This is a genomic window from Ruegeria sp. BG11 (assembly GCF_056538565.1).
On the sequence record NZ_JBQFTH010000038.1, the window covers coordinates 1 to 2,005 of the forward strand.

General features: G+C 59.1%; 1 protein-coding gene and 1 pseudogene. One reads left to right on the forward strand and one right to left on the reverse strand.

The genetic code is table 11. From position 1 onward, the window contains the following. A partial coding sequence (gene selD, locus ACR0JF_RS23225) for a selenide, water dikinase SelD (protein WP_480670098.1) occupies nucleotides 1-1,341 on the forward strand: 1,341 nt, incomplete at its 5' end. Here the strand turns inward: selD and ACR0JF_RS23230 are convergent. Next, nucleotides 1,332-2,005, reverse strand: a pseudogene (locus tag ACR0JF_RS23230) (tRNA 2-selenouridine(34) synthase MnmH); the annotation flags it as partial. The gene selD and the pseudogene ACR0JF_RS23230 sit on opposite strands and share 10 nt — an antisense overlap.

The following is a 2,005-nucleotide window of genomic DNA, read 5'->3' on the forward strand; positions in this document are numbered from 1 at the left end:
AGCGACCCCGCTGTTTTTGCAGCCGGAGATTGCGCCCACCTGTCGGATAATCCGCGCCCCAAGGCAGGCGTTTACGCGGTGCGCGAAGCGCCCGTTCTTTTTGATAATCTGCGTGCCGCGCTGGGGGCGGGACGGATTCGCAGGTATGTCCCGCAGAAGGATTACCTCAAACTGATTTCTTTGGGCGGCAAATCCGCGCTTGGTGAACGTTTGGGGACATCCTTCAGCGGTCCGATCATGTGGAAATGGAAGAACCACATTGACCAAACCTTCATGAATAGGTTTCGAAACCTGCCGCAGATGAAGCTTCCAGCATTACCACGCGACCGGGCCTTTGGGCTGGATGAGACGCTTGGGGAAAAACTAATGTGCGGAGGATGCGGGGCCAAAGTCGGGCGCGACGCGTTGCAGACCGCTCTGAAATTGCAACCCGCGCCTGTCCGATCAGACATCACCCCCCTGCCCGGCGATGATGCGGCTTTGTTACAGGCGGGTGGCGTTCAGCAAGTCATGACCTCGGATCACCTGCGGGCTTTCACCAATGATCCCGCCCTTATGGCACGCATTGCTGCTGTGCACGCGTTGGGGGATATCTGGGCCATGGGAGCTACGCCTCAGGCCGCAACGGCAACGATCATCCTGCCTCGTATGTCCGCCAGTCTTCAAGGCCGCACCATGGCAGAAATCATGGCAGTCGCAGGCAAGGTGATGAAAGAGGCCGCGGCCGAGATCGTGGGTGGGCACAGTTCCATGGGCGACGAGATGACCATCGGCTTTACGATAACCGGCCTTTGTGAAACGCCTCCTGTAACATTGGCGGGTGGGCAACCGGGGGACCGTCTGATCCTGACCAAGCCCTTGGGCAGCGGCGTTATGATGGCTGCGGAAATGGCCGGTCTAGCGGACGGAGCCTGGGTCGCAGCGGCCTACCAGCAGATGACCCAACCGCAGGGAGAGGCGGCACGTATTATGGCCAAAGCCCATGCGATGACGGATGTGACCGGGTTTGGATTAGCCGGACACCTGCAAGGTATCTGCGACGCCTCAGGCTGCGGTGCCGTGCTTGATCTGGACGCGATTGAGGTGATGGATGGTGCGCTGGAGCTGTCTGAACAAGGTATGCGGTCAACGATCTTTGCCGACAACCGGGCTATTGCCATGGGCCTGCCCGCCGAAGGCAAAGCCGCTTTGTTGTTCGATCCGCAAACGGCTGGTGGTTTACTAGCGGCTGTCGATGCGGCAGCAGCCGATGCCCTGAATCAGGGCTTGAAGGCCGCAGGGTACCCCGCCGCAATCATTGGCGAATTGACTGATACTCCGGGCATGCGCCTTCAAAGCTGATCCAACAGGCTTTCGATTTGAGACGCTGCCGTTGCAAGGCCGTCATCGTCCAATGTCGCAATGTTGATGTTGGCCAGTACCTGTACGGACCGCGACCGCCGTGATTTGGTGTAGGCCGGATCATAGTGCTGTTCCATCAACGCCTGTGTCAGCGCGTGTTTTTCATCCGCATCGATCAGGTGCATCCACCCATCGACAACGTCATGTCCGCGATGAAAACGCAGCGGAGAAAGCCGATCCCGCAAACGATCACTGTCAGACAGGATGTCGTCATAGGCCCTCACCAGATAGGCGGCGCGCGCTTCAATCGGCGCTGTGATTTGCACCCTGGGGGCCGCGCATAGCGCGGTCCAAAGGCTGGGCGGCAGGATCAGACTGCCGATTTTCGAAGATTCCGCTTCGACCACAACAGGGCGCGCTGGGTCCATAGCGCATAGTGCGCCGGACAACGCCGATTCAAACGCCTTTTGCGCGGGCTGTCCGCCTGGCCTTTCCCCCAGCAAAGATCCCCGGTGATTGGCCAATGCCTCAAGGTCGAGAACCTGTACGCCGCGCCTTTGTAACAGAGCCAACAGATCCGTCTTGGCCGTTCCGGTATAGCCATCCAGGGCGATCAATCGATGCGGTAGAGGATCATCATACAAATACGCATTCACCAACCGGC